Here is a 16,718-nt window from a genome sequence, read left to right as displayed (position 1 = left end):
TTCGATCCAGCTCGAACGGCGCCAGCGTGCCGATGCCGTTTGCTCAAGCCGCGGCCGGGATTGGCTGGGCGGCGTCGGGGCTTTCCGTGGGGAGGACGACCAGCTCGGCGGTGTCGGCGGGTTCGGTGCTTTCGGCGTCCAGCGGGTGGGCGATCTCGTCGCGGGTGAGCTTCGCCGCCAGGATGACGATCAGGCCGATGGCGGTGGGGACCAGGCCGGCGATCAGGAAAGTGGTGGACAGGCCGAGGGACAGGCCGACCGGGCCGGCGACCGCCATCGAGACCGGCATGAACGCGGACGAGACGAAGAAGTCCAAGCTGGATACGCGGCCCAGCATCGCCTTCGGAACCCGGCGCTGCAGCAGCGTTCCCCAGATCACCACGCCGCCGTTGAACGCCGCGCCGACCGCGAAGGCCGCGACCGCCATCAACCAGACCTGGGTGGTCAAGCCGAACACCACCAGCGGGACGCAGCCGCCCATCCACAGCGACAGCATCACGGTCAGGTAGCGCCGGGGCAGTTTGAACGAGGCGACCGCGAACGACCCTGCCGCGCCGCCGATTCCGAAGGCGGCCAGTACCAGTGCGTGGTGCTGCGGGCCGCCGCCGGCTTGATCCTTGATCGCGAACGGGACCAGCACCTCGAACGGGCCGATGATCAGCAGGATCAGCAGCGAAGCGAAGACCAGCGTGCCGAGCAGCCAGGCCGTGCGGACCATGTAGCGAAAGCCTTCGCGGACGTCGATCAGCAGGGACATCGCCGGGTGCCGGCCGCCCTCCTGCGGACGCTCCTGCGCCGGCAGTTGTGGCAGGGCCCGCAGGAAGCACACCGCGATCACCCCGGTCAACGCGGCCACGGCCAGCGCCGCACCCGGTGAAGACATCGCGATGAGCGCACTGGCCAGCGCCGGACCGGCCGCCTGTCCCAGCACGGGCCGGGCCATGCCCTCGAAGCCGTTCGCCGCGAGCAACTGGTCCTCGGGCAGTACGGCGGGCAGCAGCGCGGAGTAGGCCGGGTAGTACAGACCACCCATCGCGCCGCCCACGAAGGATGCCAAGGCCAACTGCCACACCTGGAGCATGCCGGCCATCGACAGCGCCGCGACGGCGCCGACCGTGATCGCCCGGGTCGACTCGACCACGAGCAGAATCCGGCGCTGCGGGAGCCGGTCGGCCAGCGCACCGCCGACCAGGATGGTCACCAACATGCCCACCGCCGCCGCGGAGCCGATCAGCGACAGCTCCGACGCACCGCCGTCGAGGGCGACGACCTGCCAGACCAGGGCGACCATCCAGATGCCCGTACCGATGACCGATGCCACCAACGCGGCGGCGAGCCAACGGTAGGCCGGGATGCCGAGCGGCCGGAGGGCCCTGGGAGTACGCATGTCGATCGCTCCTTCGCGAGTGGTTTCCCTTACCCGTACGTCGAAGCGGCCCGGCCCGTTTCGACACCACTCAAGAAGAATTTTGCGAGGCGACGCCGTTGGTCAGAAGCCGCGGACCTTGATCGGGGTGATGCGGATCAGCACGGGGTATTCCTCGTGGAACTTCGCGGCGGTCATGTTGAGGCTGGCGAGGCCTTCGGCGTACTTCTTGTTGTACGCCGTGCGCTCTTCCTCCGTGGGGCCGGATTCGTCGATCTTCGCGGTCCCCGTGAACACCACCACGTCGCCGCCGTACTCGGTGGCGTTGAAGTGGACGGAGACCAGTTCCGAGTGCCGCACGTTGTGGACCTTCGGCTTACCCGCCTGGCTGAAGATGAGGATCTCCTCGCCGTTGAAGTAGAACCACACCGGGTTCGGTTGCGGCGTACCGGACTTGCCAACGGTAGTGAGCCAAACGACGAGTTCGTCGGTGAGACGCGTGCGGACGCGGCCGCCGAACTCGGTATCGGTGTCGATCGTGAACATCGGTTTCCTCTCGCCAGACAACCGGATGGACTTCAGAGCCGGGGTAGCTCGATCGCCGGGCAGCGGTTCATCACCATGGTCAGACCCGCGGCCGTGGTGCGAACGTAGGCGTCCTGGTCGATCACATCCAGTTGGAACCACACAGCCCGCGCGCCGATTCCCACGGCCTGGTCCGCGATCTCGCCGGCCAGTTCCGACCGGACGAACACGTCCACGCAGTCGACCGGAAAGGGGATGTCGGCCAGTGTGGCGTAGCCCTGCTCACCGTGCACCGTCTCGGCGGAGGGATGCACCGGCACGATGCGTTTGCCGTGCCGCTGGAGGAACCGGGCCACGCCGTACGCCGCGCGGCTGGTATTGGACGACAGGCCGACGACGGCCCAGGTGTCGCAGCTGGTCAGGATTTCGCGTACGGCGGAGTCAGTCACGCCTCCACCGTACTGACCCCGTACTGCGCGTCAGCCGGTTCCGCGCAGATATGTCAGTACGGCGGACACGCGGCGGTCGAGCCCGTCGGACAGGTCGAGCTTGGCGAAGATGTTGCCGATGTGCTTCCGTACGGCGGCCTCGCTGACGACGAGTTCAGCCGCGATCGAGGCGTTGATCCGGCCTTCGGCCATCAGCGCGAGGACCTCCAGCTCGCGCGGGGTCAACGCCGCCAGCGGGCCGTCGTTCTGGCGGCGCGACAGCAACTGCCGAACCACCTCCGGGTCGACCACCGTGCCACCACAAGCCACGCGATCGAGAGAGGCGAGGAACTCCGTGACGTGGCCGACGCGGTCCTTGAGCAGGTAGCCGATACCGCCTCCGCCGGTGGATTCCAGTAGCGCCGGGAGGTACGCGTCGGCGACGTACTGCGAGAGCACGAGAATGCCGACGGCCGGGTGATCCGCGCGAATCGCCGCGGCCGCGCGCAGGCCTTCGTCGCTGTGCCCGGGCGGCATCCGTACGTCGGTGATGACAAGGTCCGGCGGATCCTTGCGTACGACGGCCACCAGCGTCTCGGCATCACCCACGGCATCGCGCACGTGGTGACCGGCCCGGTCGAGAATGCTCGCCAGGCCCTCGCGCAACAGCAACGAGTCCTCCGCCAGCACGATGCTCAACCCGCCACCAGAACCAGGCAAAGGGTTCAGTCCTCCAGCCGGCACGGACACTCCATTCGTAGACGCGTCGGTCCTCCGGGTGGGCTCGACAGGTCGAGTGTGCCGCCCAAGGCGTCCAATCGGGTGACCAGCCCGGTCAAACCGGTCCCGGCGGCCGGGTTCGCTGCCCCGATCCCATCATCCGTCACGCTCACGACCAACCGGCCGTCGCGGACCCAGCCTTCCACCTCGCAATGCCGTGCGCTCGCGTGCTTCGCGACGTTCGCCAGGCCTTCGCTCACCACGAAGTACGCCGCGGCCTCGATCGGCGCGGGCAGTCGCTCGGACAACGCCAGCGACACGGTGACCGGCAAGGGCGAACGATCGGCCACCTCCCGTACGGCGGCCTCCAGCCCGTGGTCGACCAGCACGCGCGGGTGGATCCCCCGGACCGCCTCACGCAGATCCGCCAGCGCCGCCTCGGCCTCGGCGTGGGCCTTCACCACCAGGCGGCGGCTCTCCCCTTCCGGCAGGTCGAGTTCGGCCAGGCCGAGGGTCATCGTGAGACCGACCAGGCGCTGTTGTACGCCGTCGTGCAGGTGTCGCTCGATGCGCTGGCGCTCGGTTTCGAAGGCGTCCACGAGGTCGAGGCGCGAGCGGCGCAGTACGGCGATATTGCGGCGCAGCTCGTCCTCTCGGGGGCCGAGCAAGGCCTTCGCCAGTTCGCTTTCCGCCGCCGCCAGCAGCGTCACGGCGTACGACGTGATCACGAAGATGATCGGCCCGCCGATCAGGGCGAAGGGCAGTGCCTCCGCGGGTGAGTCCAGCACCCATGGGCCGAGGCTCACCTGGTCTGCCGCTGCGAGGATCGGCGAGATCAGCGTGACGACGAGCAGTGTGAGGCTGATCGTGGCCGCGGCCGCGTTGATCGGCAGCAGAAACAGGCCGAGCACGACGCCGTAACCGAAAGCCCGCAGGCTCGCGCGTTCGCGGCGCCAGTGGTCCATCCGGTCGCGCAGGCTCGATCCGGCCGGCATCGGCGCGTGCGGCGTCGGCACCGTGCGTCCGAGCAGCCGTAGGCGGAGGCGTTCGACTTTGCCGATCGGTACGCCGAGCACCGGTACGGATCCGAGGATCAGCAGGCCGACGATGATCGGCGCGGTGAGGACCCCAATGGCCGAGGCGGCGGCGACGCACGCGAGCGTCAGCGTGGCCACCGGCACGGAGCTGATCAGATAGGCGTACGACCGCCAGGGCCACGAGGACGTCAGGAATCGCCACGGCGAAGCTCCCAACGCGTTCCAGACAGTCGGCACCTGCCACACCCTAGGCGGCCGGAATGCCTTCGCGCGGTAGCGCCGGCGCTACCTTCGATGTCGCGAGCAGGCCCGCGACCGGAGCGCCGTACCGGGCTTCGATGGAGACATGACCACCCTCGCCCTGCAGACGACCTCGGCGTTGCTGCTCGACGGCATCACCAAGACCTATCGATCGAAGGCCGGCTCAGTTCAGGCTCTGCGCGGTGTCACGCACGCCTTCGCGCCGGGCAGTTTCACCGCCGTCATGGGCGCCTCCGGCTCCGGCAAGTCCACCCTGCTGCAGTGTGCGGCAGGCCTCGACCGGCCGACCTCGGGCTCGGTGCTGCTCGCGGGCACGGAGCTGACCATCCTGGACGAGACCGAGCTGACGATGCTGCGCCGCCGGGCGATGGGCTTCATCTTCCAGGCGTACAACCTGCTGCCCGCGCTGACCGTGTACGACAACGTCGCGCTCCCGCTCCGGTTGACCGGCACCAAGCCCACGAAGAGCCAGGTGTACGACGTACTGGCGCGGGTCGGACTCGACGGCAAGGCCAAGCGGCGCCCGGCCGAACTGTCCGGCGGCCAGCAGCAACGCGTCGCGATCGCCCGGGCCTTGATCGCGCAGCCGGCCGTGCTGTTCGCGGACGAGCCGACCGGCGCCCTCGACCGCGGAACCAGCCGGCAGGTACTCGAATTGTTGCGGGCGGCAACGGATTCGGCCGGGCAGACCGTGGTGATGGTGACGCACGATCCAGTGGCAGCGGCGTACGCCTCGCGGGTGCTGTTCCTGTCGGACGGGCTGGTCGCGGGTTCGCTGGACCACGGCACCGCTCAGCAGATCGCCGCCGCGATGAGTGAGCTGGAGCGCTGATGTTCCACCTCAGCCGCCAGACCGTACGGCACGGGCGTTCGCTCTACGCCGGGTCGTTCGTGGCCTTGGCCGTCGGCGTCCTGATGCTCGGCCTCGCCGCGACCACGACCGCCGCCACGCTGGCGTACCAGGCGCCGCCGGGCGAGACGATCCGCGTGCACGTGACCGGTGGAGACATGCCCGCCCGGTGGATCCGGGTATCCACGGGCACCGCGGATGTGTCTGGCCTGCAGACCGTGCTCGGCATCGTCGGCATGTTGAGCGGGTTCATCACGATCTTCGTGGTCGCGAGCACGTTCGCCTTCGCCGTGGCCTCGCGTCGCCGCGAACTCGGCTTGCTCCGGCTCATCGGCGCCACCCCGCGACAGACCCGGTGGATGATCCTCGGTGAGGCCTTCGTGGTCGCGCTCGCCGCCTCGCTGACCGGGGCCGTCGCCGCCGCGCTCGGCACGCCCGCGCTGCTGGCGAAGGCGTCCTACACCGAACTCGCGCCAGTACGGCTCCACCCGGCCGGTCCGTGGCTGCCGCTGGCCATCGCGGTCGGCGCGGGCCTCATCGTCGCGATGCTCGGCGCCCGTTCCGCCGCGCGCCGGGCCGGCCGGGTGGCCGCGATCGACGCGCTGCGCGAGGCGGACCTGGAACCACCTCGGGCCGGGGTGTTCCGGATCGTGGTGGGGCTGATGTTCCTCGCGGGGGCCGTCACGATGCTCGTCCTGATCCGGCCTGGTACGGGCGAAGCCGTCATCCCGCTGGCGATGTTCTCGCCGATGGTGCTGGTGGTCGCGTTCATGGCGTTCGCGCCGCTGGTGGTGCCGTGGATCGGCCGCGTCTGGGCGGTACCGCTCGTCGCACTCACCCGGATCTCCGGCCGGCTGGCCCGCGCGAACGTACTGGCCGCGCCGCGCCGCAGCGCCTCCCTGGCCGCGCCGATCCTGGCGATCTCGGCCATCGCGGGCTCGATGGTGCTCACGCTCGGCTTCGCCGCCGACGCGTCGTCCGTGGTCATCCGCGACACCCTGCGCGCGCCGATCGTTGTCACCGGCAACGCCGACCGCATCGCCGGTACGCCGGGAGTCGCCGCGGTCGATGGCAGCAGGAACCTGCCGATCGTCCGGACCGATCGCGGCGACGCGTACCTCGAGGAGGCCACCGGGATCGACCCGGCGGCGGCCGTACAGGCCCGGCAACTCGCGCCGATCGCCGGATCGCTGGCGAATCTCAAGGGCAACACCGTGGCGATCGCGAAGGACCTCTCGTCGTTCGACAACTACAAACTGGGCAGCACGATGAAGGTGGCCTTCGCGGATGGCAAGACCGCCAGCCTGCGAGTCGTCGCGATCCTGCCGAACGCGCCCGAACTCAACGCGGAGATGCTGATCCCGATGACCCTGGCCGCCGCGCATGGGGCGGAACCACCGGCGGAGTGGTTCGTCGTACCCGAGGCCGGGACGCCGTACGACGTACTGCTCGGGGCCTTGCGCGCTCGTGGTGTCGAGGCGGTCGCGGCGACGGAGTGGGAGCAGCGGCAGAGCGACGCGATTCGCGAGGGTAACCAGTTCGGGTTGGTTCTGCTGCTCGGGCCTGCTGCGCTCTACAGCGCGATCGCGATTGTCAACACGTTGTTGATGGCGAGCCTGCAGCGCAAGCAGGAGTTCGCCTCGGCGCGTCTGCTCGGAACCACCGCTGCTCAGCTGCGCCGGATGGTGTTGTGGGAGTCAAGCCTGGTCGGCGCCGTCGCACTCTCCCTCGGCACGGCGATCACCGTCACCGTCGGGCTGTTGCTCAGGCGAGCGATGACCCACGGCCTCACCGCCGTACCCCTCACCATCGACTGGCCCCTCCTCCTCACCATCGCCACCACCTGCCTCGTCCTGACCACCACCGCCGCCCTGGCCCCCACCCTCCCCCTCCTCCGCCCCACCCGCCGCCCAAGCTGAGCCGATGTGACGGGTACGGCCGGACCTGCTATTTCGCTCGTCTCCGAGGCACCAGAGGCGAGGGCATCGACGATTGCGACCACTCGGGGCGGGACGTACGGCGGCGGGCGCGGGTGTGGTGAGTGCGGGGTGGCGGGGAATGTCGGAGTGGGGTCGTAGGGTGGGCGCCAAAGTCGGGGGTTGGGCCGGGTCGCTGCTGGGCTTGGGCCGCTCCGGGCGGGACAATGAGCCCAGCCGGGACCAGGGTTTGACCACGTCAGACCCGGACCATTGTTAGACCGAACCACCGTCCGACCGGACCACCAGTTAGACCGGACCACAGCTAGACCGGACCGGCCTCCGCCGAGATAGAGCTGTCACCAAGGGAGTGCGTCGACCCGCATGGCACGTCGTAGCAGTAACACTGTCGAACCCGAGGACTTCGAGGAGCGCATTCTCGACGTCGACGTCTCCGACGAGATGCGTACCAGTTTTCTGGAGTACGCGTACTCGGTGATCTACTCCCGGGCACTTCCGGATGCCCGGGACGGGTTGAAGCCGGTTCAGCGCCGGATCCTGTTCTCGATGGCGGAGAACGGTATCCGGCCGGATCGCGGCCATGTGAAGTCGGCCCGCGTCGTCGGTGAAGTGATGGGTAAGTACCACCCGCACGGTGATGGCGCGATCTACGACGCCCTGGTCCGTACGGCCCAGCCGTGGTCGATGCGCGTGCCGCTGATCGACGGCCACGGGAACTTCGGTTCGCTCGACGACGGCCCCGCCGCCATGCGGTACACGGAGTGCCGGATGGCACCGGCCGCGATGGCGATGACGAACGGCCTGGACGAGGACGTTGTCGACTTCAAGCCGAACTACGACGGCCGGGAGGAAGAGCCCGCCGTACTGCCGGCCGCCTTCCCGAACCTGCTGGTCAACGGTGCCGCCGGTATCGCCGTGGGTATGGCGACGAACATGGCGCCGCACAACCTGGTCGAGGTGATCCAGGCGCTGCGGCACCTGATCAAGCACCCGAACGCCGATCTCGACGACCTGATGCGGTTCATTCCCGGGCCGGATCTGCCCACCGGCGGCAAGATCGTCGGGCTGGAAGGTATTCGCGACGCGTACGAGAACGGCCGTGGCTCGTTCAAGATGCGCTCCACCGCGCGGATCGAGAACGTCACCCCGCGCCGCAAGGGCATCGTCGTCACCGAACTGCCGTACACGGTCGGTCCGGAGAAGGTGATCGAGAAGATCAAGACCCTGGTGCAGGCGAAGAAGCTGCAGGGCATCGCCGACATCAAGGACCTGACCGACCGCAGCCACGGCACCCAGCTGGTGATCGAGGTGAAGAACGGGTTCCACCCCGAGGCGCTGCTGGAGCAGCTCTACAAGCTCACGCCGCTGGAGGACTCGTTCTCGATCAACGCGGTCTGCCTGGTCGACGGTCAGCCGCGCACGCTCGGCCTGCGTGAGCTGCTGAACGTCTACCTCGAGCACCGGTTCGACGTCACCCGGCGCCGCAGCGAGTACCGCCGCAAGAAGGCGCAGGACCGCCTGCACATCGTGGACGGCCTGCTGATCGCGATCCTCGACATCGACGAGGTCATCCAGATCATCCGGTCCAGCGACGACGCGGCCGCGGCGCGGACCCGGTTGATGGACATCTACGACCTGACCGAGGTCCAGACCAACTACATCCTGGACATGCCGCTGCGGCGCCTGACCAAGTTCTCCAAGCTCGAGCTGGAGACCGAGAAGGCCGAGCTGGAGCGCGAGATCGAGAAGCTGACCGCGATCCTCGAGGACGAGACGCTGCTGCGCAAGGTCGTGTCCGAGGAGCTCGCGGAGATGGCGAAGATCTACGGCACCCCGCGTCGTACCGTGCTGCTGGAGTCGTCCGGCGCGACCAAGACCGCGGCCGTTCCGCTCGAGGTCAGCGACGACCCGTGCTTCATCCTGCTCAGCTCGACCGGCCTGCTGGCCCGGACCAACGGTGTCGAGCCGTTCGGTCCGGTCGAGTCCCGGGCCAAGCACGACGCGATCGTGTCCCGCATCCGCAGCAGCGCCCGCGGGCAGTACGGCCTGGTCACCAGCGCGGGCCGGTTGATCCGGCTCGACTCGCTGGACCTTCCGGCCGTGCCGACAACCGCCTCCGCGCCGAACCTGCAAGGTGGTGCGCCGGTCGCCGAGTTCGTCTCGCTGGAACCAGGCGAACGGGCCCTCGCGCTAACCAGCCTGGATCCGGACTCCGTCGGCATCGCCCTTGGTACGGCGCAGGGCGTCGTCAAGCGGGTCGTACCGGATCACCTCAGCAACCGCGACTCCTGGGAGATCGTGCGGCTGGCCGACGGTGACGAGGTGGTCGGCGCGGTCGAGCTGTCCACGGGCGACGAGGAGCTGTGCTTCATCAGCTCCGACGCGCAACTCCTGCACTTCAACGCCTCCCTCGTCCGCCCCCAGGGTCGTACGGCGGGAGGCATGGCCGGGATCCGGCTTGCCGCCAAGCAGAAGGTGGTCTTCTTCGGTGCCTTCGACGCCAACCGGGAAAGCCACGTGCTCACGATCTCAGGGTCGTCCTCGGCCCTGCCTGGGACCGAGGTGGGCGCGGTGAAGGTGACCCCGTTCAGCGAGTATCCCGCCAAGGGCCGTGGCACCGGCGGCGTGCGCTGCCACCGGTTCCTCAAGGGCGAGGACGGCCTCACCCTGGCGTACGCCGGCCCCGCGCCGCTGCACGCGAGCGGATCCGGCGGCCAGCCGGTGGAACTGCCCGAGGCGGACGGTCGTCGCGATGGTTCCGGCGTGCCGTCGTCCCAGCCCATCGCGGCTTGTGCCGCGGACCTGGCAGGCTGAGGTCATGAAGAAGATCCTCGCGCTGGCCGCGGTAACGATGCTGGCGCTGACCGGTTGTACCGACGACAAGAAGTCCGGCGGTGACGGCGGGTCCAAGGAGGACGCGGCCGCGTTGCTGGCCGACGCCAAGAAGACGATCGACGAAGCGGCCAGCGTGCACTTCGTCATCGCCGGGCGGGACCTGCCGGACAGCGCGCAGGCGCTGGCCAAGGGTGACGGCGTCGCGACGCACGCTCCCGCCTTCAAGGGCAAGCTGACGGTTCGCACGGCTGGTTCCACCATCGACGCGGACGTGGTCTCCGTCGGCGGCAAGACCTACGTGAAGCCGTCGTTCAGCCCGAAGTACCTGGACTTCTCGCCCGAGCAGCTGGCCGGTCTGGGGGCGCCCGATCCGGCCATCCTGCTGAACCCGGAGAAGGGCCTCACCAACGCCCTGGCCACGGTGAAGGACCCGGTCGTCAAGGGCGAGGTCCGCGACGGCGCCAAGGTGCTCACCGAGGTGACGGGCGCGATCCAGGGCAAGTCCCTGGCGGGCATCTTCCCGGGTGCCGCGGAGGACAAGGAGTTCCCGAGCACCTTCACCATCGACAAGTCCAGCAAGCAGTTGGTGAAGGCAACGATCACCGGGCCGTTCTACGGTGACGCGACCAGCGCCTACGACGTGACCCTGGACAAGTACGGCGAGCAGGTCGAGATCGTCAAGCCGTGACCCCACGCGCCAAACTCGCCCTCGCGGCGGTGTCGGTGGCGTTCGCCGCCGCCGACACCTACGTGGTGGTGCTGGCTCTGCCGGACATGATGACCGGCGTCGGGCTGTCCGCGGACCAGTTGCAACGGGCCGCGCCGATCATCTCGGGTTTCCTGCTCGGCTACATCGCGGTCCTGCCGCTGATCGGCCGCATCGCCGATGTCGTCGGCCGTACGCCGGTACTGGTGGCGGCCCTGCTGTTGTTCGCGGTCGGCTCGCTCATCACCGCCGCGGCGTACGATCTACCGCTGGTGGTGACCGGCCGGTTCCTGCAAGGCGTCGGCGGTGGCGGGCTGGTCCCGGCCACGCTCGCGCTGGTAGCGGATCTCTGGCCTGCCAACAAACGCGGCCTGCCACTTGGTGTGGTTGGAGCCGTGCAGGAGCTCGGTTCCGTGCTCGGCCCCTTGCTCGGCGCGGCCGTGCTCGCGGTGTCGGATTGGCGAGCCATCTTCTGGCTCAACCTCGGCGTCGCACTTGTCCTTGCCCTGTTCCTGCGGGGCTTTCGGGAGCGCCTGCGCAATCCGCTTGCGGTGGTCCTGGGCGTGCTCGCGGGTATCTCGCTGGCGTTGACGTTGATCGCGCCGGTCCGTCTTGCGACCGACGTGACGCTTGGACTGCCGTTTGTGCCGTTCGCTGGTTCCGAATCGCGGCTGGCGACGCCGATCGGCCTGGTGACGCTGGCGCTTGCCGCCGGATGGGCCGTCGCCGCGTCCTGGCGTGGACGCGCGGGAGCGCGCGACGTACTGCGGCAGGTGGATCTTCCCGGCGCGTTGTTGCTGGCGTTGGCGTTGGCCGGGGTGGTGCTCGCGTTCGCGACGGCCGATCCCGAACGGGAGTTGATGTCGCCCGCCGGGCCGTGGTTACTGCTGGCCGCGTTGGTGTTCGCGCTCGCGTTCTGGTGGTGGCAACGTCGTACGCCGCAGGCCATCGTGCCGCCCGGGCTCCTCGCACCGCGGGCTGCCTGGGGCTCGCTCGCGGTGAGCTTTCTTGTTGGTGCGGCCTTGATCGCGGCGCTGGTGGACGTTCCTGTGTTCGCCCGTACGACACAAGGCGGCGGGCAGCTCGCGGCGGCGCTGGTGCTGCTGCGTTTCCTGGTGGCACTCCCCCTTGGCGCCGTTGCCGGTGGCTGGTTGACCCGGCGGGTTGGGCTGGCTCCGATCACCTTCGGCGGGCTGGCGTTGACCGGCGCGATGTTCGTGCTGATGGCTCGGTGGGATCGCGACGCCCTCGACGGGATCGCGGCCACCGTGGTGCTGGCCTTGTGCGGTTTCGGGTTCGGCCTGGCGATCTCGCCGGTGAACTCGGCGATTCTCGCGGCGACCCGGGCGGATACGCATGGCCTGGTGAGCGCGTTGGTGGTGGTGGCCCGGATGATCGGCATGCTCGTCGGGATCTCCGCGCTCACCGCGATCGGCCTTCGCCGGTACTACGCGCTCGCGGACGACGTACCGCCGCCTGAGCAGGTCTGTACCGGCGGCGCCGGGATCTGCCGGGAGTACGTGGATGCGCTGCGTGACGCCGCGATAGCCCAGTCGAGCGCGATCTTCGCCGGGGCGGCCGTCTGCGCGTTCGCCGCCGCCGTACTGGGGCTGTTGCTGCTCGGCAGGCGTCCAGTAGGTGATTCCGATCATGGGGACATCCCGTCGGCTCGCGTACCGTGAGGCCTGTGAGCGGATTGAACAGGCCGGGCCTCTGCTCGACCTGGTGCCGGGAACTGGAGGAACCGATCGCCGGTACGGCCGTCGTCGCCACCGGCTGGCTGGTCGTGGAGCAACCCGGGCCCTGGGGCGCGAAGGCGCCTACGCAGAGTCACTTCGACCCGGTACTCGGCGCGCGGATCGACAACGACGCGAAGAAGGCCGACGTACGGTTCGGCCTGATCCGTACGCCCGGCCGGCACGCGGATCTGCCTGCCGAGGACCTTCCGGCCGGCAGCCGCCAGGTCTTCGCCGCGTGCACCGTGCCGGGCCGGACCATCCTGCTCGGCGGCCGGATCGGCGCACCCGAAGAACTACTGGCCATCGACCTGGAGGCCCTCGCGCGCGGTGACGCCGCCGCGATCACCGCGGCCGTACCGTCGCTCGCACCGGTCGAAGGCCCGATCGTGCTGGTCTGCACCAACGGCAAACGCGACGAGTGCTGCGCCATTCTCGGCCGGCCGATCGCGCAGGCCCTGGCCGCGGCGGCGCCCGGCCGGGTGTGGGAGTCGAACCACCTCGGCGGGCACCGGTTCGCGCCGACCGCGACGATCCTGCCCGAGGGCAGCAGCCACGGGCAGCTCACGGTCGAGTCGGCCCTGGAGATGTACGCCGCCGCCACCCGCGGCGAGACCGTGATCGAGAGCCTCCGTGGCCGTGGCTGCTGGTCGAAGCGCGGACAAACCGCCGAGATCGCTGTACGCCGCGCCATTGGCGAGGCCAGACTGGACGTACTGACCGTGGTCGATGCCGATCCTGAGTCAGTGGCCGTCCGGCATCAGGACGGCCGCGCCTGGACTGTTGCCGTGAGCACCGAACCGGCCGATCCGCCCCGCCCGGAGTCGTGCGGGAAGGAACCGTTCAACATGTCGATCCTGCGTGCGGGCCGGGTCGAACTAGTAGCAGAGAAGGACCTGTGATGAGCACACCAGCCAGCGACTCACCCCGATCCAGCGAGCCGGTCCCCGGTTTCGAGGATCTGCTCGCCGCGAACGCCGAATACGCGAACGACTTCCACTACAGCGGGTTCGACGGCATCGCCCACGCCGGTGTGGGCGTGGTGACGTGTATGGACTCGCGGATTCCGCCGCTCGAGTTGCTCGGCCTCAAGCCCGGTGACGCGAAGGTGCTGCGCAGCGCGGGTGGCCGGGTCACGGAGCTGACCATGACCGGGCTGGTGCTCGGCGTGCAGCTGCTCGGTGTACGGCGCATCCTGGTGGTTCCGCACACCCGGTGCGCGATGGCCGCGATGAGCGAGGACGAGCTGCGCGCGAAGGTGGCCAACGCCGCGGGCCAGCCGGCCGGATACCTGCCGCTGAACGTGATCCCGGACCAGACCGAGGCGCTGCATCGCGATGTGGCGGCCGTTCGGGACCACCCGCTGATCGGCTCGGACGTACTGGTCGGCGGGTTCCTCTACGACGTGGACACCGGCCTGCTCAAGCAACTGGCCTGAACATCCGGGGAGCCCTGCACGGCGGGGCTCCCCGGATGCCGTAATCAGCGGTGCAGGATCTCGACCAATCCGGTTTCGAGGCTGTAGTAGCCGCCGACCAGCATGACCTTGCCCTCGCGCTCGGCCGGACCGAGCAGCGGCGAACGACGCAACCGGGTCAACTGGTAGCGAACGTTGGCCTTGACCGCGTTGGTGAGCAGATCGCCCGGCTTGTGCCGAACCGACTTCACCACCGGGGCCAGTGAACGGACCAGGTAGTCGACATCGCCCTTGGGGTTCTCGTACTCATCGCCGTTCTTGACGGCCTCGATCGTGGCGGCGAGCGCGCCGCACTTCTGGTGGCCGAGCACCAGCATCACCGGAGTGTGCAGTTCCTCGACACCGAACTCGAGGCTGCCGGTGACGGCGTGATCGGGCACCTCGCCCGCACTGCGCACGACGACCAGGTCGCCCAGGCCGCGGTCGAAGACCAGCTCGGGCGAAACCCGCGAGTCGACGCAACTGAAGATCGTCGCGAACGGGTGCTGTCCGCCCACCACCTCGGTCCGCCGGGCGGGCGTCTCGTTCAGATCGGTCGAGTGGAACTCGGCGTAGCGACGGTTGCCTTCGACAAGCAACTGCAGGGCGGCAGCGCTGGTCATCTCTGCTGGTTCAGCGGCGGGCACGGACCCCTGGGCGGTAGGTCCGTGGGCCGATTTCTCGCCGGCATGGCCGTGGGCGGCGGCCGCAAGCGTGGTGCCGAGCAGGCCGGCGCCGACCGCCGCACCCGCACTCCAGCGCAGGAAGTTGCGCCGTGATCCGGTATTCGGTTCTTCCATCGTTGTGGTCCTTGCTCTCCAGGACACCCCTCAAGTGCCCTAATGTATGCAGTATACCGCGCCATGACGGAGGGTAGTGCCGCGAATACTGCGCCGCCCGGGGGTCGCCCGGGATATCACCGCTTGTCCGGGCCGGCGATCTAGTGCAGCACAGGTCCGAAACCGCTGAAACAGGACCTCGCCACCTCACCAGACCAGTCGTCTTCTGGTAGAAAAACGGCTATGACTCACCGCCCGAGTTGCTTCAGTCCAAGCCGCCGTCGGCTATTGCCGATTCTTTGCGCGACGACGGCGTTCTCCCTCGCCGCCACCCTGACCCCGGCCGTGGCGGCCCCGATGCCGATCGCTGCCACGCAGGAACAAACCGCCGTCAACCGGACCTGTTACGACACGTCCGTGCCTGGAACCGTTGAGGAGCAGCGACTCGACAACGCCTCCCCCGGCGGCCAGCCCGTACCTCCGCAGATCCTCGAACGAAGCGGCTTCGACGACGACGTCGAGCGGTTCACCCGGATCCTGTGCGCACTGCCCGGGTACCGCCCGGCCCTCGCCGTGGTCCGGGCCCAGGGCGACGCGCTCTGGACCACCGCGATCCGGCGCGCCCAGCGCACGCAGCAGACCCCCGACCTCCCGTCGACCGATGACCGCGGGCTGTACTGGGCCCGCATCTCGATGGCGAAGGCGCTTCGCCAATGGCAACCGCGCAAACCACTGCAGGCCGCCGAACGGGCCGAGCTGATCCGCACCCTGGAGTACGCCTCGCGGGGTATCACCTCGACCCGGTTCGACCACGGCGTACGACGGGTGCTGGTGACGGGGTTCGATCCGTTCACACTCGACGCGGACATCCGGATCGGCAATCCCTCCGGAGCGAACGCACTCTCGCTGGATGGCACGCGCTGGCGCGTCAACGGCGAAACCGTGCAGATCCAGACCGTCGTCTTCCCCGTCAGGTACACCGACTTCGACGAGGGCATGGTCGAGCACGCCCTTGCGCCGCACTACCGGCCAGGGCCGCAACGCGCCGAGCTGGTGATGACCGTGAGCCAGGGCCGGGTCGGGCTGTTCGACCTCGAGGTGTTCAACGGTCGCCGCCGATCGGTTGTCTCGATCGGTGACAACAACAACCTCTGGGGCGGTGGCACCGTCGCCGCGCCGGTGGTCGCGCCGGGTATGCCGCCGGGTCCCGAGTGGTTGACCAGCAGTCTGCCGATGACCGAGATGGCGGCAACCGCCGTACCGCCGTTCCGCACCCGGGTGAACACCTCGGTGCTGGAGATTCCCGCGGGCCAGACCACGCCCGTACGGCGCCCCGATGGTCCGACGCCGGGGTCGATCGCGTCTGAGGGCGCGGGTGGTGGCTACCTGTCGAACGAGGTGGCCTATCGCAATACCTTGCAGCGGGATCTGCTGCATCCCGCCATGCCGGCGGGACACCTGCACGTGCCGGTGCTGCAGTTCGGCGCGGGCAATACCAGCGAGATCACCGATCCCAGTTACGAAGCGAACCGGGACGCCATCGTCGCGGGCTCACACGCCATCCTGCGCACGGCGCTCACCACCTTGCCGTAGACCTTCGCTCAGTTGAGGGTGTCTTCGCCGCCCGCGAATCCCTTGCGGGCGGCGTCGAAGGTCTCCTCGCTGACCGTGTACAGGTGCTTCGCCAGCGTCCAGCGAATGCCGAACGGGTCGATGATCGTCGCCACCCGGGCGCCGTGAAACGCGTCCTCCGCCTCGCGCTGCACGATCGCACCGCCTTCGACGGCCAACTGAACCGTGGCGTCCACGTCCGGCACATGCAGATACAGCGAGTACGTCGGGAGGTGGTCGGGCGACGGCTCGGTCACCCCGACCTCGGGATAACCGTCGGACAGCATCAGACCGGCGCCGTCGATGTCGATCTCCGCATGCCCGATCCGGCCGTCGGCATCAACGTACGGCTCGTAGGTCAACCGCGCGCCGAACACGTCGACGTACCACTCGATCGCGGCGCCGGCATTGCGACAGCACAGGTACGGCGTCAGCACGCGACCGCCCGGCGGTACGTAACTCCTGGTCATC

The 16,718-nt window shown here is 69.0% G+C and carries 15 protein-coding genes; 8 read left to right on the top strand and 7 right to left on the bottom strand.

Annotated elements, in window-relative coordinates; genetic code table 11:
• Positions 1-43 precede the first annotated feature (43 nt).
• From ACFFGN_RS16200 to ACFFGN_RS16180, 5 genes are all read right to left on the bottom strand, one after another.
• Positions 44-1,387: an MFS transporter gene (locus ACFFGN_RS16200; protein ID WP_380048232.1), complete on the bottom strand. Its 1,344-nt coding sequence runs from the start codon at positions 1,385-1,387 to the stop codon at positions 44-46.
• 102 nt (positions 1,388-1,489) lie between these two features.
• Complete coding sequence (locus ACFFGN_RS16195; protein ID WP_380048230.1) at positions 1,490-1,912, bottom strand: TIGR03667 family PPOX class F420-dependent oxidoreductase; 423 nt, start codon at positions 1,910-1,912, stop codon at positions 1,490-1,492.
• 32 nt (positions 1,913-1,944) lie between these two features.
• Positions 1,945-2,340: a CoA-binding protein gene (locus tag ACFFGN_RS16190; protein WP_380048228.1), complete on the bottom strand. Its 396-nt coding sequence runs from the start codon at positions 2,338-2,340 to the stop codon at positions 1,945-1,947.
• A 30-nt stretch (positions 2,341-2,370) separates the two neighbouring features.
• Positions 2,371-3,018: a response regulator transcription factor gene (locus ACFFGN_RS16185; protein ID WP_380048226.1), complete on the bottom strand. Its 648-nt coding sequence runs from the start codon at positions 3,016-3,018 to the stop codon at positions 2,371-2,373.
• Positions 3,019-3,044: 26 nt separating this feature from the next.
• On the bottom strand, positions 3,045-4,313 hold the full coding sequence (locus ACFFGN_RS16180) for a sensor histidine kinase (protein ID WP_380048224.1): 1,269 nt from the start codon (positions 4,311-4,313) through the stop codon (positions 3,045-3,047).
• Positions 4,314-4,422: 109 nt separating this feature from the next.
• Between ACFFGN_RS16180 and ACFFGN_RS16175 the strand changes: the two genes are divergently transcribed.
• The 7 genes from ACFFGN_RS16175 to ACFFGN_RS16145 all read left to right on the top strand — a co-directional run bounded on the left by ACFFGN_RS16175 (position 4,423) and on the right by ACFFGN_RS16145 (position 13,839).
• The gene (locus ACFFGN_RS16175) at positions 4,423-5,169 is read left to right on the top strand and encodes an ABC transporter ATP-binding protein (RefSeq protein WP_380048222.1); all 747 of its coding nucleotides are present in this window, start codon (positions 4,423-4,425) and stop codon (positions 5,167-5,169) included.
• Complete coding sequence (locus ACFFGN_RS16170) at positions 5,169-7,106, top strand: FtsX-like permease family protein (protein ID WP_380048220.1); 1,938 nt, start codon at positions 5,169-5,171, stop codon at positions 7,104-7,106. The genes ACFFGN_RS16175 and ACFFGN_RS16170 overlap by 1 nt, the downstream gene beginning before the upstream one ends.
• A 381-nt stretch (positions 7,107-7,487) precedes the next feature.
• Entirely contained in the window at positions 7,488-9,938 is a 2,451-nt protein-coding gene (locus ACFFGN_RS16165) for a DNA gyrase/topoisomerase IV subunit A (RefSeq protein ID WP_380048218.1), read from the top strand.
• Between the two features lie 4 nt (positions 9,939-9,942).
• A complete protein-coding gene (locus ACFFGN_RS16160; protein ID WP_380048215.1) occupies positions 9,943-10,647 on the top strand; it encodes an LppX_LprAFG lipoprotein in 705 nt (234 codons plus the stop codon).
• Positions 10,644-12,347, top strand: a complete 1,704-nt coding sequence (locus ACFFGN_RS16155; RefSeq protein WP_380048213.1) for an MFS transporter — start codon at positions 10,644-10,646, stop codon at positions 12,345-12,347. The genes ACFFGN_RS16160 and ACFFGN_RS16155 overlap by 4 nt, the downstream gene beginning before the upstream one ends.
• 5 nt (positions 12,348-12,352) lie before the next feature.
• Positions 12,353-13,303: a ferredoxin family protein gene (locus ACFFGN_RS16150; protein ID WP_380048211.1), complete on the top strand. Its 951-nt coding sequence runs from the start codon at positions 12,353-12,355 to the stop codon at positions 13,301-13,303.
• The gene (locus tag ACFFGN_RS16145; protein ID WP_380048209.1) at positions 13,303-13,839 is read left to right on the top strand and encodes a beta-class carbonic anhydrase; all 537 of its coding nucleotides are present in this window, start codon (positions 13,303-13,305) and stop codon (positions 13,837-13,839) included. The genes ACFFGN_RS16150 and ACFFGN_RS16145 overlap by 1 nt, the downstream gene beginning before the upstream one ends.
• A gap of 44 nt (positions 13,840-13,883) precedes the next feature.
• On the opposite strand, the gene ACFFGN_RS16140 is transcribed toward ACFFGN_RS16145, so the two are convergent.
• On the bottom strand, positions 13,884-14,657 hold the full coding sequence (locus ACFFGN_RS16140) for a carbonic anhydrase (RefSeq protein ID WP_380048207.1): 774 nt from the start codon (positions 14,655-14,657) through the stop codon (positions 13,884-13,886).
• A gap of 222 nt (positions 14,658-14,879) precedes the next feature.
• On the opposite strand from ACFFGN_RS16140, the gene ACFFGN_RS16135 reads away from it, so the two are divergent.
• Positions 14,880-16,229 carry a pyroglutamyl-peptidase I gene (locus tag ACFFGN_RS16135; RefSeq protein WP_380048205.1) on the top strand — a complete coding sequence of 450 codons (1,350 nt, stop codon included), beginning with the start codon at positions 14,880-14,882 and terminating at the stop codon, positions 16,227-16,229.
• A gap of 8 nt (positions 16,230-16,237) precedes the next feature.
• Here the strand turns inward: ACFFGN_RS16135 and ACFFGN_RS16130 are convergent, their stop codons facing one another.
• Positions 16,238-16,717 carry a VOC family protein gene (locus tag ACFFGN_RS16130; RefSeq protein ID WP_380048203.1) on the bottom strand — a complete coding sequence of 160 codons (480 nt, stop codon included), beginning with the start codon at positions 16,715-16,717 and terminating at the stop codon, positions 16,238-16,240.
• Between the last annotated feature and the right edge of the window lies 1 nt (position 16,718).

The sequence above is a fragment of the Kribbella deserti genome (assembly GCF_042434725.1).
GTDB lineage: Bacteria > Actinomycetota > Actinomycetes > Propionibacteriales > Kribbellaceae > Kribbella > Kribbella deserti.
This window is presented reverse-complemented; position numbering and strand designations above follow the sequence as displayed.

Coding starts and splice junctions, on each gene's coding strand:
- ACFFGN_RS16145 (WP_380048209.1), top strand. CDS start 13,303: ATGAGCACACCAGCCAGCGACTCACCCCGATCCAGCGAGCCGGTCCCC.
- ACFFGN_RS16135 (WP_380048205.1), top strand. CDS start 14,880: ATGACTCACCGCCCGAGTTGCTTCAGTCCAAGCCGCCGTCGGCTATTG.
- ACFFGN_RS16200 (WP_380048232.1), bottom strand. CDS start 1,387: ATGCGTACTCCCAGGGCCCTCCGGCCGCTCGGCATCCCGGCCTACCGT.
- ACFFGN_RS16195 (WP_380048230.1), bottom strand. CDS start 1,912: ATGTTCACGATCGACACCGATACCGAGTTCGGCGGCCGCGTCCGCACG.
- ACFFGN_RS16170 (WP_380048220.1), top strand. CDS start 5,169: ATGTTCCACCTCAGCCGCCAGACCGTACGGCACGGGCGTTCGCTCTAC.
- ACFFGN_RS16130 (WP_380048203.1), bottom strand. CDS start 16,717: ATGACCAGGAGTTACGTACCGCCGGGCGGTCGCGTGCTGACGCCGTAC.
- ACFFGN_RS16160 (WP_380048215.1), top strand. CDS start 9,943: ATGAAGAAGATCCTCGCGCTGGCCGCGGTAACGATGCTGGCGCTGACC.
- ACFFGN_RS16175 (WP_380048222.1), top strand. CDS start 4,423: ATGACCACCCTCGCCCTGCAGACGACCTCGGCGTTGCTGCTCGACGGC.
- ACFFGN_RS16140 (WP_380048207.1), bottom strand. CDS start 14,657: ATGGAAGAACCGAATACCGGATCACGGCGCAACTTCCTGCGCTGGAGT.
- ACFFGN_RS16165 (WP_380048218.1), top strand. CDS start 7,488: ATGGCACGTCGTAGCAGTAACACTGTCGAACCCGAGGACTTCGAGGAG.